Raw genomic sequence first — 24,071 nt, 5'->3', positions numbered from 1 at the left:
TATTTACTAACGACTGTATTCTACATTTTGGTTGCCAGAACAGCCGCTTTCTTATAATGCTTTACATCGCCTTTTAGATCGAACACTTCAAAGTAAACGATATAAATGCCAATCGTGCCTTTGAGGTTATCTTCGGTAATCCCGTCCCACGAAAACACACCTTCGGCGGCCAGCAGTTCGTTATGTATGAGCTTGCGGACAAGGCGTCCTTTTTCATCATAAATCGTGATATTGGCAACATAGCCGGGCTCACCAAATTTATACGCAATATTCAGTACATCATTGTAACCGTCGCCATCAGGAGAAAAGATATCGGGTGAAAGGGTGATGGCGCCGTCATCGTTCAGCGCTTCCTGGTACTGAGAGTTTTTATATGCCGGCGTTCCGAAGCCTACACTTTTTGCAGCCGAATGCCAGTTGGTTTTATCTGAAGCCGCACGGTCAAAGCTGATACGCTCAAGAGAAACATTATGCAAATCGTTCAGTAACGGAAATTGCATTGATGAGTTGTAATGGAAGTAATCAATAATGGTTCCTGTTTTTGTTGAAAGAACTACGGTTCCCGAATCGCTATTGTATGTAGGCATTGCCATAGCAACAAACTGGTCGGGGTTTGATGTTGTATAATATGACTTAACCACATCGGGGTCGGCTGTCAGGGCAATATAATCACCCGGGAAAAGCAGAAAACCGTCCTGATCTATTGCTTTTACATCTTCAAGTGCAGACAACGCCAGATCGTAGCCGGAAAGATTCAAATCGGCAAGGTCATATACTTTATCACCGCGATTGTATAGTTCCACATAATCTTCACCGCCGGTAACAGGATAATACATTACTTCATTAATCACGATGTTTCCTGAATCAGGAAGATAGGGAACAGCAACTTTTACCGAACTATTTGCTGAGATAATATTTCCTACGCAATCGGTCACGCTGTCTTTCACTGTAACAGTGTAAATAATATCATATTGGAGTAATGACGGAAGTTTAATTGCTACCACTTCATTACCCGGACCATATTGTTTGATAGATACAGGTGTGCCGATGCCGTTATCAACCTCATAGCGACTCAGGTTTTTCAGCGATGTGCTGTCCAGTGATTCGCTAAAATACAGATACACTACATTGCGTTCAAAACGGGTGACACTTGCTCTGAGCAGCCTCGGACGCTCATTATCACGGTTGCTGGCAGCAATGGAATTCACTTTGCCCGGCGTGCCGCCTGCTGGATCAACAGAAGCATTCCAGTTCGAAAATCCGCCACATGGGTTGTTCGCATCAATTTGCTCAAGCGACCAGCCACCGTTCACTTTATTCGCCGGAACCCATGTACTTGAATAATCAACGAAAGAAATTACCTGATTGCCTGTATCAAGCAATGTAAGTAACTCGCCGCTGTTGGTCAGGCTAAGTCCTGAAACCTCAGCAACCGTACCATAAGGTGCAAATGCGGTTGTGCTGCCCGAAGGACCCAAGATAAGATAGCCGCCTGCATCAATGGTTGCATCTGAAATAGCTCTTGCTGTTGTTCCTGTTTTCAATGTCCAGCCAATCAGATTTACAGGAAAAGCGGAACGGTTATAAAGTTCAACATATTCAGTATTCGGAAGACCAACGGGAGGATCCGGGTCGAACATTATTTCGTTTATCTGAACATCAAATTCTTTGGCTGAATATAGCGCGAAAACTTTCGACGGATTCACGGTAATATTACCGGAGCAGTCCATGATGGTATCATTCAGCGTAATCGTGTAAAGCACATTTTGCTGCAATGCATTGGTAAGATAAATAGTGGCCGATTTAAAATCGGGCGACGATACAACAACTGCTGTTGGTGAGCCAATGCCGTTATCAATCGAATAACTTGCCGGATTTGCAATCGTAGTGCTGTCAACGGCTTCACTGAACGTAACTTTAACGCTGAGAGTGGTGAGTGCACCCGCATTGCTCATGATGGGAGCTGTAACATCCGGATTGCTTGCATTTATTGAATTTGTATGACCGGGTGTGCCGCCTGTTGTGCTGACGGAAGCCCTCCAGTTAGAAGCACCGCTGCATGGGTTTAACGGGTCTATCTGTTCAATGGACCATCCGCCGGCGCTTTTAGTATTGTCCTGATACCAAGAGTCGGCGAACGTAATGGTATGTATAAGCTGCCCGTTGTCTTTACGAAGTGTTATTACTGCGCCCGAATTGGTAATTGAGAAACTCGGGAAACTGACGATGGTTCCAAAACCTCCGAACTGTGTTGCAGCAGTATCAGACATCACGAGCAGGAAGCTGTCGGCAGCAATGGTAGCTTCCGGAAATAATAGTGTTGACGAGCCAACGCTGAGTGTCCAGTTTTTAAGCGAGAGGGGAATATTTGTATTATTTTTCAGCTCAATGTATTCAAAATTCGGAAGACCGACAGGAGGATCAGGATCTGCCATAATCTCATTGATAACAACATCAAATGTTTGAGCACTGTACCATGCAAAATTTGAATTTGATGTTACCATCGGATTGGCCGAAAGGTCAGTCACATTCTGGGTTGTAAGTGTGTATGTTGTTGCGGGAACAAAAGGCGTGCTGAACGTAAGGTGAACAAGGGTGCCGTCAATAAGGCTTTTCACTGCTGTTGTGGGATTTCCGATTGTATTTACACTATAGTTGGTAAGTGTTTGGGCACTCGCACCATCTACAATTTCCGAAAAGCGAACATCAAGTTCAGTCGCTGAGGTAGGAGTTACTGTTAATATGGAAGGAGGAGTTACATCCACAATTTCTGCACCGGCATAGAAATCATCAAAATAGAAGGCCGTTTTATTACTTGCAGTATATTTACAATAGACTCCGATTGCGGCCGTCGTATCAAATGTGTTGTCGGTAGCCGTACCGTCTGCAACCAGATTCTGTCCGCCAATTGGATCAGTGAATAACGACCAAAAACCGGCCGCTGTACGCGTTACTTTGATACGGTAATTGCCGGAAGCCCCGGTGAAGATGTTGTGTCCGTGAATTATTTTTTGAACTGTTGTACCTGTTTGTTTACACAGAGAAACACTGTCAATAGCGCCGTCATTATCATCGCCGAACATGATAAAATATCCGTTCAGTGAGCCTTCCAAAAAGGTGTTGTTTGAGATTAGGTAAACTCTGCAATTATTCGTGGTTGACGTATTAAACGCAAGACGCACCCAAAAATCCCACTCATAGTTGTAATTCAACGTGTCAGGGTTATTAACGTACAGGTATGAAATATCCGCTACACTTCCGTTAAGCTGCAACCTGGGTTGCTGACTCCATGAACTATTTGAATAAGTTGACATCTGAAACTGAGTAACGTCGCCGTTCCAGGCAGGATTAGCAGTAAAATTGCCATCAGAGAAATTATCAATTATCTGAGCATTAGCAAATAATGGTAGTAACGCGACTAACAAGAATAACTTTTTCATTTTTATTGGTTTTCTATAATGTGCGAAAATAGGAAAAAATACGATTAGGGGCACAAAAAAACCATCCTGCAAGGGCAGAATGGTTCAATAATATTTTGAGATTATTATCGCAACACAGTTACCGTACCATGCATATCCTTGGTTTCGATTCCGTTTCCGTGATTGCCATAATTGATAGTGAATACCCAGTAATATACTCCGTCAGCATTATTCTCGCCATTCCATTCGTTATGATAATTAGACGATTCAAATACTTTTTTACCCCAACGGTTGTAAATTACCATGGTACTGTTCGGATAAAATTCCACATTGGGAATTTTAAGATATTCGTTCTGTAAGTCACCATTTGGTGTAATAATATTCGGGATGGTAAGATCACAGGGTTCTACCGTGAGCATCATAGTATCTGCCACCGTTATACAACCGGTAACCTGACAAACTACCGGGTACACCTTATTCGGATCAAGCCAGGTAAGCACAATAAACGGATCGGTTGAAGCATACGGCTGCCCGTCAAGTGTCCAAGCGTAGGCGTAATCATACCCACTCAGATAGTTATTCGGATCTGTCACTTTTATTTCGATAGAATGATGTCTGCATATGGTTGAATCAGGTCCGAGTGAGATGTCGGGTATCGGGAAATAGGTAATGTTTACATCATCCGTTACCTCGCATCCAAAACCGAATTGCTCTGCAACAGTTACCGAATAATTACCGCTTTGATTAACCGTGTAAGTTTGATTCGTTGCGCTCGCAGGCAGTCCGTTTACCGCCCAGTGGTATTGGAAACCCGGATTCTGAGCATTCAACAGTACCGGCAGCGTAGTAGTGCATTGGTCGGGACCGAGGTCAACTGATGGTAGAGCGAGCACTCCTATATAAACCGTATCCGCCCCTGTACACGTCAAGGTATTGGCCATATTATAATTTTCAACCGTTACCGAATAATAGCCGGTGGTAGTGACGGGAATCGTTTGCGTTGCCAATCCGTTTGCCCAGGCATAATGATCGCCGGGACCGGCATCAAGGGTATAAACCATATTATTACCGCAAAGTGTAGTATCGTGCCCAAGATCTACTTGAGGAGTCTGCACTACCTGTAAGCTCAGAGTGGTATCATACGAACAGCCAAAAATATCATACAGCGTAACCGTGTACTGATAAGTTCCGCCCGAATCGGGAATAATCATCAATGTGGTATCGTTGATAAGGTGTATGAAAGAACCTGACCATACTACAGTATCAATAGGAACGCTATAGCTCCAGCCCACCGGCAACAGTGATGGGTCAAGATTCAGTTCCCACCAGAAAATATATCCGTTGTCTACGCCAAAGTCGTCACAAATCTGAATATTCCAGGTACCGTTGAGCGGACAGCCAATCAGGCCGCTGAAAGGATTGCTGGGCGCCAGATAATTGTTGTTAGCAACTGTATTTGTAGAATCAATGGGACTTGTACCTGATTGAAGAGAAACAAGCGTGCCATGTGTGGGATAAATTTCCGACCAGCAATAGGTCCAGCCAATTCCGGCGGGGTTATAAGCTGCGTTGCAAGGGTATGTTGTGTTATCATACGTGCCGTGGTTGACGCCACCATAAGGTTCACCAAGGAATGCGCCGCCACCATGATCGTTCGGGTCAAGCTGAACACTTTGCCCGTTCGGACAAATAATTGTAAAGCCAAGGTCGCCGGCATAACTGTGTTCCATATTAACACAGATGGACATAATGTCTGATGAAGCTTGTATAGTGCTGTTCTGTGCAAAGGCAGTAAAAGTAACATAGGTGTTGTAGCACTGAACGGAACAGTTTGGACCGTCGGGAATGAACATAGTACTGTCAAATAACTGACTGGCCGATTGCTGTGAAGTAATCGGCTCGATTACCACCACTGATGAGGCATTGTAGCCCAGTGTAATGTATGTTGTATCCAGTGACGAACAAAGATCGGGAATCGGATTAATATGTCCATACGGATTCGCTGAAACCCTGACTCTCGCACCAAGATAATTGGCACTGGTACATCCGCGAACATCTATAACAGTTAAGGAAACATCATAGCCGCGCACCACGCTGTAAAGATGGCTGATCACTCGTCCGGTATCTATAGTGCCGTCGCCAAAGTCCCAGATATACATTGATGTTGCACTGTCCTGATCATATAAAATACCATCTTGCGGAAACGCACCCGGACCCGCACCCATCCCCGCAAACGTAATCCAGTCACCAAAACAGATATCGATGTAATTACTGTCGTTGGGTGTTGGAACGGTTTCTACGGTATCCAGCGCAGCAATTATATCCTGGCATTGCGGAATGCATACAAGTGATGCAAACCACCCGGACGTTTGAATGGCGCCATTGGAAACAAAGCGGAAGGTAAGGTCTCCGGTAAGATTATAAATCGACGCCTTCACAAAGTTAGGCGGAGTAAGGTTGTTATTATATTTGCCCAGAATAGCAGAGGTGATATTCGATCCATCATACACAATCAGGGTATCTCCCGGTTCAATATCAAATAAATTAAAACTCATTTTTATATGAGTGTTTCCGGGGTTGGTCGAATGAAAAGTTATTGTGAAATTCTCATTCGCGCCATAATTTCCTCCGCCACCACCACTATCAAAAAAATCACCAGCACAGGTATTCACTACACCACCCTGACTGATCAGTGTACTGGTGGGTTGAGCAAAAGCAATTGCCGTCGATAATGCAAAGAGAGCTAACAGTATGAGTTTTTTCATCTGAATCTGTATATCGTTCTTTATTTCGTTATTTCCAATGAACTGAGATATGCCTTGTAACCGGTGCTGATAGCCTCCGTTGAACGGCACACAATAGCAATCCCGGCTTCTTTCCAGGTGTATGTTGTAAAAACGCCCATCCCAAAATTGAAATTATATTTCATTGGGTTAAACGTGCTTTTATTAAACGTTTTTTCCTTGAAACGAATCACGGCGCCATTAGGTGCATCCTTAACCGTTACAGTATGTATATCAATGCCCTCAACAGGTTTGTCGCCATTTAAAGGGGTCGTGTAATAACAATTTTCCAGATAATAATTGTAGTAAATAATCAATTCCGACTTTTCGGATTGAAGTTTATCAAGAAATGCTTTATCCAGACATTGATAGAGCCTCGCATCAGGTTTATAAAGATCCTGTTTCTGCTGCGCAATGGCACCCGGCACCGAAATAACGAGAAGGCTTAGAACAATCAAAAAACTGAAACTAAAGGAAATTTTTCTCATGAAATGTATGTTTTTGCGTTCAGGGATAATTGAACAAATTTATTGAAAAAATGCTTAATGTAGACAATGAAATATACTTATAGGTTGCTCATTAAAAAAACCTTGTAATATATAGTCAATAATATATGTTTTTTTATTATGCATACACGACTGTTTATTAAATAAATACAGAATAAATTCCGACTCAAATCATTCCGGTTAATTTTCTGTTAACCTTAAAATAATTCATTTCAGGCAATAAAAAAGCCGGAACTACAATTACATAATTCCGGCTCATTCATTCAGGAAGATGTTATCTTAAAATGGTCAGGGTTCCATGAAATTCTTTCCATTGCTCGCCATTACCGGCATTGCCGTAATTAACGCGGAGTAAGAAGAAGTATACACCATCGGAATGATCGGTTCCATCCCAGTCGTTCTGATAGTTTGAACTCTCATAAACCTTACGCCCCCAACGATTATAAATAAACAGCTCACTATTGGGATAATATTCCAAATTCGGAATTCTGAAACGGTCGTTTTGTCCATCGCCATTCGGAGTAATAATATTGGGAATGGTGAGTTCACAGAGCTGCACCGTAAGTATCATTGTATCGGCATAGATATCACAGCCTGCAGCATAGCCGATTATTGTGTGCGGTCCGGCCGAAAGCCATGACAGCACAATAAACGGGTCGGCCTGCCCATAAGGTGAACCATCGAGCATCCAGGCATAGGTATAATCATAATCGGTAAGGATAAAATTGGGGTCTTTATCCCTCGCTTTGATTTCAATGGATTGATGCTGGCATACAGTTGAGTCGGGACCAATTGTTAATTCCGGAACAGGAACAACCCGAACATAAACATTATCGGTAACATCGCAATTATGACCAAGTTCTTCTGCAACAGTAACAGTATAGGTTCCTGAATGGTCCACTAATATAGTTTGTGATGACGCTCCCGTACTCCAGCTATACTCAAAACCGGGATTTCCGGCATTCAGCGTTACGGTATCTTCCACACAAAGGTCGGGGCCCAAATCAACAACCGGAACCTGCAGCACTTTTACAAAAATGGTATCATAGTCCTTACAGCGCGTATTCTGACCACCATCCACTTCTACCACGTAGGTTCCCGTGGTTGTTACAGCCAGTGTTTGTGTTGTCTGGTTTCCGGGAAGCCAGAAATACTGTGCCCCGGGACCTCCATCCAGTGTGTACGTTTGTCCTTGACAGATAACCGTATCGGGACCGAGATTCACGTTAGGCATCGGCACCACTTTTACATTGATATAATCCATGCCCGGACAGCTGGTCATGCTTCCGTCGTCGACCGTTACCTTGATGGTATGATTACCCGCACCGAGTGTCGCGGAATTCACGAAAAACGTAGTGTCATTAACGGGTATTGCCGGACTTCCGTCAACTTCCCAGCTGTAATTTACAACGTTTGTATCGCCATGGGCGTAAAGTGTGTAGCTTTCTCCCATACATAACAAGGTGTCTCCACCGGGGTAGAGGTCTACCGCAATTCCTTTGATGGTGATGCAATAAGAAAAAGTCTGGGTTCCAACATACGGACAATTATCATCCTGTACCGATACGGTGAAACAGTTTGGCACATTACTGAGGTATGATGAATTGGGTATCCAGAAAAAGTGTCCGGTGGCATTCGGAGTATTATTTGCGGTAACACTCCAGGTTGCGTCGGGTATTCCGCTATTCCAGTTAATTGTCAGATTCTGTGCGGGAACATCTGCATCATGCGAAAAAACATTAAAAGCAACGGTATCGCCAAGGCAAACATCAATGGCAAAGATTGAATCATTAGGGCTGTACTGTGTGGCGTTCGGGTTGATTCCCGCAATAATAGGCAGGGTGTTGTTACATGTAACAACGGTAAGCTGCATATCCCGCAGCACCGTTCCGATCAGCGTTGGTACACCATTTATGGTCCGCCATTCCTGAACAAGTACCGCAAACACTGTTGTGATATTTTGTGTAGGTGTCATGCAAAGGTCACCTGTAACCGGATTCATAGTGACAGGCGGCGTTGACGGAAGCGGTTGTTGCGCTGTATATCCGTTAATATAAACAACATTGGGCGGGGAACCGCCGGGACCAAGGTCATATGGTGTAACAAGTGAATAAACCAGTGAATCGCCATCAGGGTCAATGGCTCCATGATTAAAACAAAATTGCTGACCGTTGCAGATAATGGTTGCAGGCGCATTGGAAAATGTCGGTGAACTGTTACACGGTGCTGCAAGATTATTAAGGGTTGCAGGGATGTACATACTGGCACTCGACGGTGCATTTATCGTATTCGACGGGTTGCGGCAACAAAGAACATAAGACATGGTCCAGTCGGAGCAGGGAACCAGTGTAACCTGACCCTGATACACAAATTTTTGCAGCCCGTACAGGGTGCCGCCACCGCATGTTGTAACCTGCCCGGGGCACACCGGAGTAACTTCAACGCCTGCAATTGGCGGAAGTTTATTGAGCGTAGCCGAAAAGCTGCTGCAGGAAGAGGTAAAATCAATTACAACGTTGGTCGGTTCAGTAACCCCACTGCAATCACGGTAAAAAGTAAGTGTGATAAGATAATCGTTACCGCCTATACAGGTGTAAGAAAGATCACAGCCCGCAATATGGGATGCATTGGCTCTGAAGCCTGTAATGGTAAAAAATATGCATGTTAAAAGTAGAAACTTTTTCATATAATTAAGTGGTCAATTAACAATAATTTTATATACAAAAATATTAAAAAGTTTTGCTATAGACTTAATTCCATAAAAATATAAGTATGTGTATGCGAATAAAGACGGGAAATCGACATTGTTGGTTGCCTGCTTTTCACATATATTATGATTCTTCGAATCATTTCTTGACTATTATCACTCTAAATAATCACAGTTTGATGTATATTGCAGTAATTAATTGGAGTAATTTTGCAGTCTTCGAATTTTAACACATTCTTCCTTTGACTCCTGAAAAACAAACATTCCTGATAACAGGCGCTACCTCGGGCATTGGCCGGGTAACCGCAGAAAAGCTGGCGGCTTTGGGCGGGACTGTGGTTATAACGAGCCGCGATGCATCCAGAGGAAGAGCTGCAGCCGATCAGATTATTCATACTACCGGAAATAAAAAAGTACACATGATGTCATGCGACTTGTCTGATTTGTCTTCTGTTCGTCAATTTGCAACAGATTTTCTGAGTCGGTTCAACGAACTTCATGTATTAATAAACAATGCCGGAACGTGGGAAATGGCCCGTAAAACGAGCACCGATGGCTATGAACTTAATTTGGCCACCAATCACCTTGGACCATTTTTACTTACAAATCTTTTGCTGGAACGGTTGAAACAAAGCGCCCCTTCCAGAATTATTACGGTTGCATCGTCGGCACATAAACGGGCGCACATCAACTTTAAGAACATCCATCTCGAATATGATTTTACCTGGTTCAAAGGTTATAGTCAGTCAAAACTGATGAACATTTTATTCACCAAAAGTCTTGATAAGCGACTTGTCGGAACAGGAGTTACTGCAAATTGTTTGCATCCGGGACTTGTCAGGACTTCCATTTTCAAAAACATGAACGGTTTTAACCGTTTCATTATTCCATTCTCGGCAATACCTCCCGAAAAAGGTGCTGAAACCACTATTTTTCTGGCAACATCAAATGAAGTTGCTACTGTTTCGGGGAAATATTTTGCTAAGAAAAAAATTACCGCGTCTTCATCAGAATCAAACAAAATGGAGGTTGCGGAAGAATTATGGACCCTGAGCGAAAAGCTGAGCGGGCTTACCGTTCTGTAATAAAATAAAAAAATATGACCCGAGAAAAAATCGTAAAAAAGTACACCAATGGTGAGATAACCATTGTTTGGAAACCTGATCTTTGTACGCATGTGGCCTATTGCTTTATGGAACTGCCCGATGTGTTCGACCCTTCAAATCTGCCGTGGGTGAACCCAAAAGGAGCTCCTACAGATAAAATAATTGCTCAGGTAAAGCGCTGCCCCACCGGTGCACTTACCTTTTTCAGAAATGCAGACATTCAGGAACAAGCAGGTAATGTGGAGACTGAAAACAAAGAGACCGATTCTGAGAATGAGAATCCACCCATAGATGTTAGATTGAAAGTGATGCCAAAAGGTCCCATACTGGTAACCGGGAATGCTATTATTATTCATCCCGACGGAAGGCAAGAGGTTAAAACTGATATGTTCTCGCTTTGCCGCTGTGGTCATTCAAAGAAAAAACCTTATTGCGACGGTTCACATTCAGGTACTGATTTCGAAAAATAAAATTCCGCAATAAAATCATAACACTTATCTCCGGGATAATTTACCCATTACTATTCCACTAAATCCGGAATACCATGAACCGCTTATCTCTTTTAATTATTTTCGCCGCGAGCCTGATATCATGCAGACCGGCTGCACAAAATCGTGTGAATATGAATGCTGAAAATAAATATCCGATTCAAAAGACCGAGGCTGAATGGCGCGCGCTGCTCAGCCCTGAGCAATATTCCGTTCTGCGCGAAAAATCAACCGAACGACCCTTTACAGGAAAATATTATCTCACAAACGACAAAGGAGTGTATACCTGCGCCGCCTGTGGTTCAGAGCTTTTCAGCTCAAGCGATAAATTTGATGCGGGCTGCGGCTGGCCCAGCTTCTCGGATGGAATAGAGAAAGGGAATATTCTTACCCGCACCGACACATCTTTTGGAATGGTACGTTCAGAGATAATATGCGCCCACTGCGGAAGTCATCTGGGTCACCTGTTTGACGACGGACCCAAGCCCACAGGTATGCGCTATTGCGTTAACTCGGCCTCGCTTAATTTTATTGAAAAAAAATAATGCTCACACCCGGATAAAATCCGGTATTCTGCGCATTGGATTAATATTACTTGCTACAAATATCACTGTGAAAAAAGACACCCTCTGGAAAAAAGAATTTGTGCTTCTTGCTATAGCGAATCTGTTCATGTCAGTTGCTTTTTATTTTATCATTCCAACACTCCCAATTTATATAGAGACTATTCTGCACGAGGGCAGAAGCACGATTGGTTTTGTTCTGGCCTCCTACTCCATAGCCGCATTGCTTATCCGTCCGTTTATCGGGATGGCGCTCGATCGCTGGGGTCGTAAAACTATTTACCTTGGTTCTTTTCTGGTTTTTGCGTTACTGTTCAATATTTATGCGCTGACAGCCGGAGTGCTTTTTCTCGTTGTGCTTCGCTTCATGCACGGACTTACCTGGGGGACGATAAGTACGGCAAGTTCAACCGTAGTAGTTGATATCATTCCGCCCGAACGGCGTGGCGAAGGCATTGGTATCTTTGGACTGTCAACGACTGTGGGCATGGCCGTAGGGCCGGCATTGGGATTGCTGATTACGCATAGTTTCAGTTATTCAGCCATGTTCATCGGTGGTGGGGCACTTGCAATCAGCGGGTTTATCCTGTCGCTTTTCGTAAAATATCCGAAATATGTTCCTCCGGCAGTAAAATCAGGCGTAAGCATGAAAAATCTTTTTGAGCGCCGTTCATTTCCTGCATCACTGAGCATTTTTGTAATAATGCTCACCTATGGAGGCTTGTTGTCTTTTGTTGCTATTTACGGAAAGCAAATTGGGATTCAAAATCCGGGCACATTTTTTATTATTTATGCTTTAGGACTTGGTATCAGTCGCTTTTTTGCCGGAAGAATATTCGACCGCACGGGACCAAAAACCCTGAGCATTGCGGGATTGTTATCTCTTATGGCAGGATTTCTTGTACTTGCGCTTGAGCAGAATCACTGGGGCTTTCTGACAGCCGGTCTGTTTATGGGAATGGGTGTCGGAATTATCTTTCCTACCTTTCAAGCCCTGGTCAATAATATGGTGCCGCCCGAAAGGCGCGGTGCCGCGAACTCAACATTTTTCACTGCCGTTGACCTGGGCATTGGATTAGGTATGATTATCATGGGCATTTTAGCCGATGCCATTTCTATCAGTAACGCTTTTCTGGTTTCATTCGTAGTAATATTTGTCGGGCTGATAATAACAATATATCATATGGTCCCTCACTACGAGCGCCATAAAATTGCTTCAGGAACTAAAGAACCGGCATAAGAAAAAACAATTTTTCTCCGCTGTTCTTTAGAGCATCAGGTCAAACAAACGGCCATATTCAACTTCGGTAAGCTTTAGATTGCCGCCCGTCACTTTATTCACCGAAAGGTTATTGATGAATTCCTGACGCTTATCTTTTCCTATATTGATATCGGAAAGACGCACCGGGCTGTTCAGTGAGCGAAAAAAACGTTCGAAACCGGCAATGGCTTCTTCGGCGGTTTGCGTGCCGAACAGTGACAGACCGAGCACGGCAACTTTTTCAGAATCGGATTCCGAATATAATTTCATCCAGGCCGGGAACGCAATTGAGAGCGATGCACCATGGGGTACATCGTACAACACTGAAAGTGTATGTCCCAAACCATGCGTACCCCAGTCGCCTCCGGGTTTTCCATACATAATGAGCCCGTTCAATGCATTGGTGGCGGCATACATTATACGTGCCCTCAAGTCGTAATTATCAAGGGCTTTCATCAGACGCGGACCGCATACCATGGCTTCGCTCATAATAGCAACTGCAAAAAGATCGGAAAGCGGCGCTTCTCCTTTCCCGAAATATCCTTCAAGACAATGTGCAATAAGGTCAACAATACCGAATGCAGTATAATCAGCAGGAACGGAAATTGTGTAAGCCGGATCCAGGAATGAATGCCGCGGATAGATGAAGGGGCTGTAATAGCCGGGCTTCTGCTTAGTTTCATTGTTCTGAACCACCGCAAAACCATTCATTTCAGTGCCGGTAGCTGCAAGCGTAAGTACGGCTATCAGCGGAACGGCCACACGCGGTTTTACTTTGTATTCAAGAATATCCCAGGCTTTATTCTGTATAGGAATTGCCAGTGAAATAAACTTGGCCGAATCAATAACGCTGCCACCGCCAACAGCTACTATCACATCAACATTATTATCGCGACCCAATTTGGCCGCGGCGTCTACATCATCAATTATCGGATTTGACTTAATGCCGCTATATTCAAATACTGTTGCTCCGGCGCCTTTCAGCTGATCTACCACAGTAGCATAAATACCGTTCTTCACCACCGATCCTTTGCCATAAACAAGCAGCACTTTTTGACCATAAATTTTTGTTGTCGCGCCCAAATCGCTGATAACACCTTTTCCAAAGTGCAGGGCTGTAGGGTTCATTGCTACGAAGTTTTCCATACGTTTGAACTATTATTAGTTTTTTAGTTATTGCAGTATTAATGCAGGCAAAATATTTGTGATGGTGCATGAAACAGCTTCCGGAATTGCCGTTATTACAAACCTACATAAAAAATAGAAATCAGACAATTAAAATGTTGGGTGAAATTCAGAAAACAGCGTAACACTTTTTTACAAAAAAGTGTTACGCTCTGCAGGGCTTGTCAATTGAGGGATTCCAGAAGATTATTATATCATTTTTTTAGGATCCACCCACAGGGTAAACTGCTCGTCTGTAACTAGTCCGAGTTCTATCGCTGCACCGCGAAGTGTTTTATTTTCGTGATGCGCTTTTTTTGCAATCTTAGCCGCATTTTCATAACCAATATGCGGATTGAGCGCCGTAACCAGCATCAAAGAGTTCTCCAGATTTTGTTGAATAACAAGCTCGTTTGCCTGAATACCCACAGCACAGTTTTCATTGAATGAAACGCATGCATCGCCAATGAGGCGGGCGGCCATCAGTAAATTAAATATCATCACAGGCTTGAACACATTGAGCTGGAAGTGGCCATTCATACCGCCAATATTAATGGCAGCATCGTTGCCTATTACCTGAGCACACACCATGGTCAGGGCTTCGCATTGTGTTGGATTCACCTTGCCCGGCATGATGGATGAGCCGGGTTCATTCTCCGGAAGCATTAATTCTCCAATGCCGCAACGGGGGCCGGAACCCAGTAAACGGATATCATTCGCTATCTTCATCAGGCTGATAGCGGCTGTTTTCAGCGCACCTGAAGTTTCTACCATAGCGTCGTGCGCCGCCAGTGATTCAAATTTGTTGGGCGCAGTGATGAACGGCAAATGAGTAAGTTCTGCAATTTTTTTGGCAACCAGCTCAGAATACCCTTTGGGCGCGTTGATGCCCGTACCCACTGCGGTGCCGCCCAAAGCAAGCTCCGATAAATGAGCCAGCGTATGCTCGATGGCTAAAATTGCATGGTCTATCATGGACACATAGCCCGAAAATTCCTGACCCAGCGTCAGCGGCGTTGCATCCATTAAATGCGTACGGCCTATTTTCACTATGTTTTTAAATTCTTCCGATTTTTTGGCAAGTGTATCGCGCAGTATTTTTAATCCCGGCAAGGTAACGCTCGTTATCACTTTATATGCCGAAATGCTCATTGCTGTAGGAAATGTGTCATTCGATGACTGACTTTTATTTACATCGTCATTCGGATGAATAACGGTTTTTCCTTCGCCCAGCGTACCGCCATTGATTACATGTGCACGGTTGGCAATTACCTCGTTCAGATTCATATTACTTTGGGTACCACTTCCGGTTTGCCACACTACCAAAGGAAACTGATCATCAAGTTTGTTGTCAAGTATTTCGTCGCAAACAGCAGCAATAAGATCGCATTTTTCTTTTGCAAGAACACCAAGATCAAGATTGGCAAGCGCTGCAGCTTTTTTCAGAACAGCAAATGCATCAATAATTTCTTTTGGCATCAGCTGACCGCCAATTTTAAAATTATCTTTAGAACGCTGGGTTTGTGCGCCCCAGTATTTATCGGCAGGAACCTCAACTGCTCCCATGGTGTCGTGTTCTGTACGGGTTTTCATCATCATGATATTTTTGTGGTTCGTATAATTGTTTCAGATTCTGTTAATTGAATAACAAACCAAATGTAAAAAAAAATATTCTGCAATTATCGCGTAAAGCGTAAAAATATTCCAAGAGGCAAACGATTGCCCGAACGATCGGGGAAAAACAATTCGCCATACTGCTTTGACTTCAGGTTTGGGAAATATGAGTTGGCTAAGTTCTCGGCAACCAGCGCCGAGAAGCCCATTGAATACAGGTTCAGAATAAAAAAGCTGTTGACGGGTTCAAGTAATTCAGCACAAAGTGAAGCAAGTTCATTGATACTATCTTCCAGAATCCACCTTTCTCCGTCGGGACCACGTCCATAGGCCGGCGGATCGAGAATAATACCGCTGTAACGACTGCCGCGTTTCACTTCGCGGCGTACAAATTTCATGGCATCTTCTACTACCCAACGTATGCCGTCGAGTCCGCTTGCTTCCATATTCTCACGCGACCAGCTTATCACCTGTTTTACCGAATCAACGTGCACTACATCGGCACCTGAAGCCTTTGCGGCAATAGATGCACCGCCGGTGTATGCAAACAGGTTCAGTACGCGCGGCATTTTGTTTCCTGAATTCACAATGGTGTCATGAATAAAATTCCAGTTATCAGCCTGTTCAGGAAAAAGACCAACGTGTTTGAATGATGTAAGTCCCAGGCGGAACTTCAGTTTCATTTCTTTATAAGCATACGAAACGAACCATGATTCGGGCATTTTTTTATAGAAATTCCATCGCCCTTTTTCGCTTTCTTTATCGTTGCTTCCTTTTTCGCGCACAAAGTGAACATGGGCCAAACGTAACCATTCGGCCTCGTCCAATGACTTGTTCCAGCAAGCCTGCGGCTCAGGACGGGCAAGAATATAAGCGCCGAAACGCTCCAGCTTTTCGTAGCCGCCGCTGTCAATGAGTTCGTAATCGATCCAGTGTGGTGATAGTAATTCCATCGGTAACAAAGATAATCGGTAATTTTTTTACATTTGCATTATGCCTGAAAAAATAGTCAGTACTACCAACCCAAAGATAAAAAACATAGTTCTGCTCCTTAAAAAAGCCGCGGCCCGCAAGGAACAGGGACTTATTGTTATAGAAGGATTAAAGGAAACCGGTCTTGCAATAAAGGCCGGTCTGCATATCAATTCTGTTTTTTACTGCTCCGAATTGCTGAAACGGGAGCAATTACCACGCTCCCTGTTTTCCGACCCCGGCGAAAAAAATATTTTTGATGTGAGCCGTCCGGTGTTTGATAAGATTGCTTATCGCGAAAGCACTTCCGGTTTTGTGGCGTTGGCAGTACCGCAGCCTGTCAGCTTACAGAATATCAAACTATCGGCAAACCCATTAGTTGTGATTCTTGAATCGGTTGAAAAACCCGGAAACCTCGGTGCCGTGCTGCGTACTGCCGACGCAGCGAAAGTTGATGCCCTCATTATTTGTGATCCGACAACGGATATTTATAATCCGAACGTGATTCGGTCGAGCATTGGCTGTGTGTTTACAGTACAAACTGCTGCAGCCGGCTTTGCAGAAACCGTATCATGGCTTAAAAACAACAAAATAAAAAGTTTCGCGGCAGCGCTCAGTGCGGAAAAATATTATTATGAAACAGATTTGTCGGGTCCATCGGCACTGGTAATGGGAACAGAATCTACCGGGCTTACGCCGGGCTGGATTGCTGCTGTGGACGACCGCATAAAGATACCAATGATGGGTATCATCGACTCGCTGAATGTGTCAACATCCGCGGCAATACTCATTTTTGAAGCGATGCGCCAGCGAAAATTCAGTTAATCTTTAGTGAGCTGCTGAAATACTTCCTGAATACTTTTACCTTCTTTTTTCTGCATCGACAGGATGTTCAGTTTGTTCTGAACGGCAAACTGAAAAATATCTGAACGCAGGTCTTTCAAAGGGTCACAGTGTAATTCCCATGTATTTGCTTTTACAGATTTCAATTTCTGAACGCCGTGAATTGCTTTAAGCAGGGCTTCTTTAACAGGAAGGTCAAATTCAACCAGGATGATGTTTTCTGTAGTAGCAAGCCGCGAAAGATTTGCCGTGGAGTCGTCAGCCACAATGATGCCGTTGTGAATAATAATGGCGCGACCACAAATAGCTTCCACTTCCTGCATAATATGTGTAGAAAGCATCACGGTTTTTTGTTTACCGATGTTACTTATCAAATCACGAATATCAACAATTTGATTGGGATCGAGCCCTGATGTAGGCTCATCCAGAATAAGCACTTCGGGATCGTGTATCAGTGCTTGCGAAATACCCACACGCTGTTTGTAGCCTTTGGATAATGCACCTATTTTTTTATTTTGTTCGGCCTGCAATCCTGTCATGTCAATCATTTCGGCAACGCGTGACTTACTGGCTTTACCCAAACGGTGTATGCCTGCTATGAAAAGAAGAAACTCTTTCACATACATATCAAGATACAGCGGGTTATTCTCCGGAAGGTATCCTACCTTTTTACGGACATCAAGCGATTGCTCAAGTATATCAAAATCGCAAACCGCAGCACGACCTGATGTTGGCGGAATATAGCACGAGAGAATTTTCATCATCGTGGATTTACCGGCGCCGTTCGGGCCAAGCAGTCCCACTATTTCTCCTTTGCGGATGCTGAAAGAAACAGCATCCAGTGCTTTCTGCGTCCCGTATTTTTTAGTTATCTGTTCTACCCTTATCGACATATTTTTGAGGTATTGTCTGTAATCAAATGCGCGTTCGCGCAAAGCGCAAAATTAAAACTAAATGTGATATGATGTTCGTGTATGGCAGAGAATTAACCAACGCATTTGCCCCCACCTGCTTCCGCCCCTGTTTTTTTATTAATTTCGCAGCCTGATAAACCAATGAAATATGTATAGGACAAACACCTGCGGCGAGCTTACGCTGAAGAATGAAGGAAGTACCGTTACCCTTTGCGGATGGGTTCATAAATCAAGGGATCTGGGAGGCATGACCTTTATCGACCTGCGCGACCGCTACGGCATTACGCAGCTTGTTTTCAATATGGAAACCGACGGTCCGATCTGTGAACAGGCGCGGCAGATAGGACGCGAATACGTAATCCGCGTTATCGGAATTGTGGCCGAACGCAGTAATAAAAATTTAAAGATAGCTACAGGCGAAATAGAGATCATTGTAAACAATCTGGAAGTATTAAACGCCTCCAAACTACCGCCTTTCACCATTGATGATAATACTGACGGCGGTGATGAGATCCGCATGAAATACCGTTATCTTGACCTGCGCAGACCGGCTGTAAAAGCAAACCTCGAACTGCGTCATCGAATGGGCATCGAAACCCGCAATTATCTTAACCTTCAGGGTTTCATGGAAATTGAGACGCCCTGTCTGATAAAATCTACACCCGAAGGTGCGCGCGATTTTGTGGTTCCTTCACGCATGAATCCGGGCGAATTTTATGCTCTGCCGCAATCGCCACAGCAATACAAGCAATTATTAATGGTTGCAGGCTACGACCGCTATTTCCAGATAGTACGATGCTTCCGCGATGAAGACCTTCGTGCCGACCGTCAGCCGGAGTTTACGCAGATTGACTGTGAAATGTCGTTTGTTACCCGCGACGATATCCTTGACACCTTCGAAGGACTTGCCAAACACCTGTTTCGCGTAGTGAAAGGAATGGAAATCGGCGATTTCCCGAGAATGCCCTACGATACCGCAATGAACCTTTATGGCTCCGACAAGCCGGATATCCGCTTCGGGATGGAGTTCAAAGAGATTACTGATATTGCGAAAGGCAAGGATTTTAAGGTATTTGACGATGCCGGAATTATTGTCGGAATCTGCGTGCCGGGTGCCGCAAACTATACTCGCAAGCAGCTTGATGAGCTTACCGATTTTGTAAAGAAGCCGCAGATTGGCGCAACCGGAATGATTTATATGCGTCACAACGAAGACGGTACACTCAAATCGTCCGTTGACAAATTCTTTAATGAAGAAGAGCTGAAAAAATGGGCGGCAGCCTTTGGCTCTTCAGCAGGCGACCTCGTGCTGGTTCTTGCCGGTGCAAGAGAAAAAACGCAGAAAGCACTCTGTGAACTCCGACTGGAGATGGGTACACGGCTGGGCTTGCGAGATAAGAATGTTTACAGACCGCTGTGGGTGGTCGATTTTCCGCTGCTGGAATGGGACGAAGATTCAAAGCGTTATTACGCGATGCATCACCCGTTTACGTCACCGCGACCCGACGATTTTGAACTTATGCATACCGACCCCGGAAAAGTAAAGGCCAATGCTTACGACCTTGTAATTAATGGCATTGAGATTGGCGGAGGTTCTATCCGCATACATAATAAAGATTTGCAGAAGCGCATGTTCGAAGTGCTCGGCTTCAGCGACGAAGAAGCACAGAACCAGTTCGGTTTTCTGATGAATGCGTTTGAATTCGGTGCTCCGCCTCACGGTGGTATTGCCTTTGGTTTCGACCGTTGGTGTGCCGTTTTCGGAGGATCCGATTCAATACGTGATTTTATTGCATTCCCGAAGAATAACGCGGGTCGCGATATCATGTCGGAATCGCCTTCGGCCATTAATCCGGCACAGCTTACCGAGCTGAATATCAAACTCGATTTGAAATCATAAAAAAAAAGACCGCGACGATGCGGTCTTTTTTTTCTTACTTTTCGTGATACGTTTTATTAATCTCGAATTTGTATTTCTCAGCAAATTTTGACTGGATTGGCTTGAGCTCATTCAGCCCGTTATCCATTTTATTCAGCGCCTGTTCCGAAAGGCTGGTCCATTTATCTTCCTGCTCTTTCGTAAAAAGATTGTCAGGAAGCTTATACAAAGCCACCATTTCTTTGTATTCATTATCCAATACACTTTTATAGACCTTGAATAAACTCAACGCTCCTTCTTTGAATTCTGTATTCTTATCGAATGCATCCATGGCTGTCACTTCCGTTATAGAAACTTCAACCTGTTTGATGGCCTCGGCATAGGCTTTATCCATGCCTTCTTTGTTTGACCAGTCTTTAAAACTGGTGTTCAAACCATCCATTTTATTGATAATAGCCACCTGCTGGTCAATAATCTTATCATTATACGCAATAGCCTGATCAGATGTTGGTCCACACGACATAACACACAGCATAACTGTTGTAAATAATAATGTACCTGCAATTTTTCTCATAAGTATGATGTTTAAATTGTCAATATTATTTCTTTGGAATTGTATCGTTATCTGTTGCAATTTCAAATTTATATTTCATTGCAAAAGTCTTTGATTCCTTTGTGAAATTATCTATTTTTTCCTGCAAACGGTCATCTACTTTTTCAGTCAGTAAAATAAATTTATTGTCATCCTCATTGGTATAGACCGATGAGGGTATTTTTACAATTTTCAGAATTTCCGGATATTCATTGCTGACAATCTGTTGATATTCTTCAAGCAGTTTCACCAGAGCATCTTTCAAACCGGTTTCTCCATCAAATGATTCAAGTCGACGTGCATCAGATAAGGCTTGCTCAACCTGCACTTTAAAGGCAATAAACGTATCGTCGAGTTCTTTGTCTGCAACGGCATTTGAATTATCAGAAGGTTTTTCAAGAACCGATGCACCCGAAGCCGCCTTACCCATTTCTTTGTTGATAAGCACTATAAGGTTGTTTTCCTTTTGAAGTAAAGGCTCGATGATATCGGTAACATTTTCGTAGTATCGCTGCGCATTTTTTGGCGAAGGCTTGCACGACACTAAAGCGGCTAAAGCAACAAAAACAATAAAAAACTCAATTCTTTTATTCAGCAATCCCATCTTATTCCTTTTTTTTATGCAGTAAAAATAACGAAATATTTCAAACATACTCAATTGACCATTGTGCTATAAACTAACATTGAATTGTGAATTTCAATTATCACGGGTGAATTCTGTCCACATTCTTCATTCTTCATTCTTCATTTTTCATTTTTCATTTTTCATTTTTCATTCCTAGGTGCTTCCCAGTTTCAGCGATATTTTAAACGCTGCATTATCAATAGGTTTATTAAATGAATAATAACCGTAACGATAATACGCACCGCAGCCAAGCCCAAGATAAACGATGTTCAGTAATTTTATTTTTATCAGATTATCTATAACGAGGCCTGCTTCAAAAAAACCTTTGTCGGGAGCAGCTACGCTTATTCCGTTGTATTTTTTACCGGCCTTGATGTCTCCGAATAAAACGCCCTGCACGAGGCTTATCTCCGGATTGAATTTTTTCACTTTAAATAACAAACTTCCGAAATTATGACTCACAAACAAACTTGCGTACCGGCTGCTTGTAAATTCTCCAGGGCGCATTGTCTGAAATGAATTCTTTATCAGTGCGGGAAAATCTCGGTCATAAGTGCCACGCGCCGCGAATAATTTCATGTAAGGGACATCGCCCATAATATAGCCGCCTTCAACCAGAAACGACATAAGTCCGACATTTCGAATTCGTATTCTTTTTTCAAGCGCCATTTCAAATTTATCATACCTGAATTTTCCTTTTAAAATGCCCGTGATGCCACGCGAATAGCTGAAATAAAGCACAGGATACATGGAGCCGAGTGATACTTTTTTATCAAAAGCATCTACCAGATTATCACGAAATGAATATTTTGCTCCAATGCGCGCTTCTGTGAAATCAAAAATATTTCCATTCAGAGTATCGCCACTACCCGACCAGGTAAAATTGTATTCCGGATGCAGGCGTTGCTGCGACAGTGACACATTGAATTCGCCGTACCTAAAACATCTGAAGCTGACCGATGCCGACTTCTGTTCTCCGCGGTCAAGGCGAGTATTGATGTAGCCTGTCCAGTATGCAGAACCGCCAATACCCGGCAAACGGCTTTGCCCCGCAGCCCAAAGGTCATTCGCGTAAGCGAATTTTAATTTAATCTCCTGGTTATGACTTAACGTAAAAACCGCATTACCCCCGTACTTCCATCGCCGGTCTTTTGTTCCGTAGCCAAAATATCCGCCAACCGATACCCATTTTGCCATCTTATTATTGGTCATCAAACCAAAACCTAAGCGATTGCCTTCAATGGCGTTACTACTGTAGAGTCTATCTGCAATTATACTGACCGGTCCTACCGGAAGATTGCCTTCGAGTATTTCGCTCGATAGCCTTACCAGATAATCAAAATTCATTTTCTTTCCCATGCTGTCAACCACTACATAAGTTTTGCGTTCGCGGACGCTCAAAGTATCAGCCCTACGTTGATTCCAGTAAATCTCATCACGCGTTGCAGCATTTTTATCCATCACTATTTTTTCAGGAATAAAATCTTTTCCCGAAAGCAAAGGATTAAGCTCAATATTGCTGAAATAACTTCTGCCATGCATTACCATCCCAACTTTTGGCGAGGGATATTTGGGCAGAATCCAATCATAATTCAGCTTTACAGGAAACCACTGTTTGCCATCAATGAGCTCATATTCCTGCTGAATTTTTATCGTCCACAGCCCTTCATCTGCAGGCTCAGCAATTACATTTTGCAATGCATAGCCATTCGTATTGATATACAGTAAACCCTTCAAACCGTTAAATGTTTTACCACGCAGCGGATGATATGAAATCACATAGATGCTGTCGGTGCCGTGGTATAATGTGTCCTCAATAATATAACTGTACCTGCCAATGCTGCCATTCCCTACCGGATTTAAATAGTCCTTCACATCCGTCAGATTGAGTGTTATCAAATCGTCATAAAAAGTAAATGGCTGAATATCTGTTGCTAAAGATGCGAATGCGGGATCCATAAAACCAGAAATCCGGGTGGCAAGTACGGTCTCAAGGCTATGAGCCGGCGTCATGTATATCCGCTCGGTACACGATTCCATCATCAAAATGCTGTGCTCCTCCGATTGCTTTAGCAAATTAATATAGAGAGAGTCTGCCTTTGCCGAATCGCCGTTATCTTGGTATTTCGTGATGCGGCTCTCATCAAAGTACCATTCGGCAGTTGTTTTGTTATACGATTTATAACGGAACGTGTGAAGATTCTTTTCGGGATTGTTTGCCTCTCTGTTTTCTATTACTCTTCGGATAATGCGGTGGGCAGGATTTTCCCCGGGGACAACCACCACTTCCGAGAGTTCATAATTAACACGCAACAGGTCTATTTTAAGGTCGCTTTTTCCCGCAACCTGCACCGTTTTTTGTTTATATCCAACATAGCTCAGTGTCAATGAATGAACCTGAAAGGGCAACGAAAAGCTAAATTCACCATCAATATCAGTAAGCCCTCCATACTGGCTATCATTCACTATAATATTCACAAAAGCAAGTGGGCTGAGAGTTACAGAATCAATTACACGGCCCTGTACACGAAACTGAGCCAACAACGGAAGGGTCGCTGAAATAAGTAAAATAAATAATAATATCCTGCGTGAAATCATCACTACAAATTAACGAATTTGTTGCGAATAGTCATGA

17 protein-coding genes are annotated in these 24,071 nt (G+C 43.4%); 6 read left to right on the top strand and 11 right to left on the bottom strand.

The window, feature by feature from the left end:
* Positions 1-20: 20 nt before the first annotated feature.
* The 4 genes from WCM76_01530 to WCM76_01515 form a co-directional block, all read right to left on the bottom strand.
* Entirely contained in the window at positions 21-3,440 is a 3,420-nt protein-coding gene (locus WCM76_01530; GenBank protein MEI6764288.1) for a lamin tail domain-containing protein, read from the bottom strand.
* Between the two features lie 104 nt (positions 3,441-3,544).
* The gene (locus tag WCM76_01525) at positions 3,545-6,184 is read right to left on the bottom strand and encodes a gliding motility-associated C-terminal domain-containing protein (GenBank protein MEI6764287.1); all 2,640 of its coding nucleotides are present in this window, start codon (positions 6,182-6,184) and stop codon (positions 3,545-3,547) included.
* Positions 6,185-6,204: 20 nt separating this feature from the next.
* Positions 6,205-6,690 (bottom strand): hypothetical protein, encoded by a 486-nt coding sequence (locus tag WCM76_01520; protein MEI6764286.1) that lies wholly within the window; start codon positions 6,688-6,690, stop codon positions 6,205-6,207.
* Positions 6,691-6,982: 292 nt separating this feature from the next.
* Positions 6,983-9,394, bottom strand: a complete 2,412-nt coding sequence (locus tag WCM76_01515) for a gliding motility-associated C-terminal domain-containing protein (GenBank protein MEI6764285.1) — start codon at positions 9,392-9,394, stop codon at positions 6,983-6,985.
* Between the two features lie 263 nt (positions 9,395-9,657).
* Here WCM76_01515 and WCM76_01510 point away from each other — a divergent pair, with 263 nt between their 5' ends.
* The 4 genes from WCM76_01510 (at position 9,658) to WCM76_01495 (ending at position 12,812) form a co-directional block, all read left to right on the top strand.
* Positions 9,658-10,500, top strand: a complete 843-nt coding sequence (locus tag WCM76_01510) for an SDR family oxidoreductase (GenBank protein MEI6764284.1) — start codon at positions 9,658-9,660, stop codon at positions 10,498-10,500.
* Between the two features lie 14 nt (positions 10,501-10,514).
* The gene (locus tag WCM76_01505) at positions 10,515-10,991 is read left to right on the top strand and encodes a (4Fe-4S)-binding protein (protein ID MEI6764283.1); all 477 of its coding nucleotides are present in this window, start codon (positions 10,515-10,517) and stop codon (positions 10,989-10,991) included.
* A 74-nt stretch (positions 10,992-11,065) separates the two neighbouring features.
* Positions 11,066-11,554, top strand: a complete 489-nt coding sequence (gene msrB, locus WCM76_01500; GenBank protein ID MEI6764282.1) for a peptide-methionine (R)-S-oxide reductase MsrB — start codon at positions 11,066-11,068, stop codon at positions 11,552-11,554.
* 67 nt (positions 11,555-11,621) lie between these two features.
* Positions 11,622-12,812: an MFS transporter gene (locus WCM76_01495; protein MEI6764281.1), complete on the top strand. Its 1,191-nt coding sequence runs from the start codon at positions 11,622-11,624 to the stop codon at positions 12,810-12,812.
* Positions 12,813-12,839: 27 nt separating this feature from the next.
* Here WCM76_01495 and WCM76_01490 read toward each other — a convergent pair whose 3' ends face one another.
* From WCM76_01490 to WCM76_01480, 3 genes are all read right to left on the bottom strand, one after another.
* A complete protein-coding gene (locus WCM76_01490) occupies positions 12,840-13,979 on the bottom strand; it encodes an iron-containing alcohol dehydrogenase (GenBank protein MEI6764280.1) in 1,140 nt (379 codons plus the stop codon).
* 228 nt (positions 13,980-14,207) lie between these two features.
* The gene (gene fumC / locus WCM76_01485) at positions 14,208-15,590 is read right to left on the bottom strand and encodes a class II fumarate hydratase (GenBank protein ID MEI6764279.1); all 1,383 of its coding nucleotides are present in this window, start codon (positions 15,588-15,590) and stop codon (positions 14,208-14,210) included.
* An 86-nt stretch (positions 15,591-15,676) separates the two neighbouring features.
* Positions 15,677-16,564, bottom strand: coding sequence for a class I SAM-dependent methyltransferase (locus tag WCM76_01480; GenBank protein MEI6764278.1), 888 nt, complete (start codon positions 16,562-16,564; stop codon positions 15,677-15,679).
* 40 nt (positions 16,565-16,604) lie between these two features.
* Between WCM76_01480 and WCM76_01475 the strand changes: the two genes are divergently transcribed.
* Positions 16,605-17,408, top strand: a complete 804-nt coding sequence (locus WCM76_01475) for an RNA methyltransferase (GenBank protein MEI6764277.1) — start codon at positions 16,605-16,607, stop codon at positions 17,406-17,408.
* Here WCM76_01475 and gldA read toward each other — a convergent pair.
* Entirely contained in the window at positions 17,405-18,319 is a 915-nt protein-coding gene (gldA, locus tag WCM76_01470; protein ID MEI6764276.1) for a gliding motility-associated ABC transporter ATP-binding subunit GldA, read from the bottom strand. The two genes, WCM76_01475 and gldA, sit on opposite strands and share 4 nt — an antisense overlap.
* 169 nt (positions 18,320-18,488) lie before the next feature.
* Between gldA and aspS the strand changes: the two genes are divergently transcribed.
* Positions 18,489-20,240, top strand: coding sequence for an aspartate--tRNA ligase (aspS, locus tag WCM76_01465; protein MEI6764275.1), 1,752 nt, complete (start codon positions 18,489-18,491; stop codon positions 20,238-20,240).
* A gap of 34 nt (positions 20,241-20,274) precedes the next feature.
* On the opposite strand, the gene WCM76_01460 is transcribed toward aspS, so the two are convergent.
* The 3 genes from WCM76_01460 to WCM76_01450 all read right to left on the bottom strand — a co-directional run bounded on the left by WCM76_01460 (position 20,275) and on the right by WCM76_01450 (position 24,034).
* Complete coding sequence (locus tag WCM76_01460; GenBank protein MEI6764274.1) at positions 20,275-20,793, bottom strand: hypothetical protein; 519 nt, start codon at positions 20,791-20,793, stop codon at positions 20,275-20,277.
* Positions 20,794-20,818: 25 nt separating this feature from the next.
* Positions 20,819-21,415, bottom strand: a complete 597-nt coding sequence (locus WCM76_01455) for a hypothetical protein (GenBank protein MEI6764273.1) — start codon at positions 21,413-21,415, stop codon at positions 20,819-20,821.
* 174 nt (positions 21,416-21,589) lie between these two features.
* Positions 21,590-24,034, bottom strand: a complete 2,445-nt coding sequence (locus WCM76_01450; GenBank protein ID MEI6764272.1) for a DUF5686 family protein — start codon at positions 24,032-24,034, stop codon at positions 21,590-21,592.
* Positions 24,035-24,071: the final 37 nt, after the last annotated feature.

Source organism: Bacteroidota bacterium (assembly GCA_037133915.1).
Lineage (GTDB): Bacteria > Bacteroidota > Bacteroidia > Bacteroidales > CAIWKO01 > JBAXND01.
The sequence above is the reverse complement of the archived record's forward strand: the minus strand, read 5'-3'. Positions and strand labels throughout refer to the sequence as shown.

Bases quoted from the DNA above. Each gene is read 5' to 3' on its own strand.
- WCM76_01530 (MEI6764288.1), bottom strand. From the start codon at position 3,440: ATGAAAAAGTTATTCTTGTTAGTCGCGTTACTACCATTATTTGCTAAT.
- WCM76_01525 (MEI6764287.1), bottom strand. From the start codon at position 6,184: ATGAAAAAACTCATACTGTTAGCTCTCTTTGCATTATCGACGGCAATT.
- WCM76_01520 (MEI6764286.1), bottom strand. From the start codon at position 6,690: ATGAGAAAAATTTCCTTTAGTTTCAGTTTTTTGATTGTTCTAAGCCTT.
- WCM76_01515 (MEI6764285.1), bottom strand. From the start codon at position 9,394: ATGAAAAAGTTTCTACTTTTAACATGCATATTTTTTACCATTACAGGC.
- WCM76_01505 (MEI6764283.1), top strand. From the start codon at position 10,515: ATGACCCGAGAAAAAATCGTAAAAAAGTACACCAATGGTGAGATAACC.
- msrB (MEI6764282.1), top strand. From the start codon at position 11,066: ATGAACCGCTTATCTCTTTTAATTATTTTCGCCGCGAGCCTGATATCA.
- WCM76_01490 (MEI6764280.1), bottom strand. From the start codon at position 13,979: ATGGAAAACTTCGTAGCAATGAACCCTACAGCCCTGCACTTTGGAAAA.
- fumC (MEI6764279.1), bottom strand. From the start codon at position 15,590: ATGAAAACCCGTACAGAACACGACACCATGGGAGCAGTTGAGGTTCCT.
- WCM76_01480 (MEI6764278.1), bottom strand. From the start codon at position 16,564: ATGGAATTACTATCACCACACTGGATCGATTACGAACTCATTGACAGC.
- WCM76_01475 (MEI6764277.1), top strand. From the start codon at position 16,605: ATGCCTGAAAAAATAGTCAGTACTACCAACCCAAAGATAAAAAACATA.
- gldA (MEI6764276.1), bottom strand. From the start codon at position 18,319: ATGTCGATAAGGGTAGAACAGATAACTAAAAAATACGGGACGCAGAAA.
- aspS (MEI6764275.1), top strand. From the start codon at position 18,489: ATGTATAGGACAAACACCTGCGGCGAGCTTACGCTGAAGAATGAAGGA.
- WCM76_01460 (MEI6764274.1), bottom strand. From the start codon at position 20,793: ATGAGAAAAATTGCAGGTACATTATTATTTACAACAGTTATGCTGTGT.
- WCM76_01455 (MEI6764273.1), bottom strand. From the start codon at position 21,415: ATGGGATTGCTGAATAAAAGAATTGAGTTTTTTATTGTTTTTGTTGCT.
- WCM76_01450 (MEI6764272.1), bottom strand. From the start codon at position 24,034: ATGATTTCACGCAGGATATTATTATTTATTTTACTTATTTCAGCGACC.